General features: G+C 45.2%; 1 protein-coding gene. It reads left to right on the top strand.

Going from position 1 to position 314, the window contains the following annotated elements:
* Positions 1 to 314, top strand: a 314-nt coding sequence (locus AC0QH1_RS07175; protein WP_442957292.1) for a reverse transcriptase/maturase family protein, incomplete at both ends; no start/stop codon positions are given.

Here is a 314-nt window from a genome sequence, read left to right as displayed (position 1 = left end):
CCGCAAGGAGGGGTAATCAGCCCTCTACTGGCAAATATTGCCCTTCACGGCATGGAAGAAAGCATCAAATCCTTAGCAGCTAAGCTACCAGGGAAAGGTAGTCGTACAAACAAACGGGATGCAATCTCGCTAATCCGTTATGCGGACGACTTCGTTATCCTACATGAAAACAAGGATGCAATTCTAAAATGTCAAAAACATATCCAGGAATGGCTGAAAGGAATAGGGTTGGAACTCAAGGATACCAAAACTCATATCACCCACACTTTAGAAGGGGATAAACCAGGGTTCGACTTTCTCGGCTTCAACATCCG

The organism is Phormidium sp. CCY1219 (genome assembly GCF_055795085.1).
The sequence above is the reverse complement of the archived record's forward strand: the minus strand, read 5'-3'. Positions and strand labels throughout refer to the sequence as shown.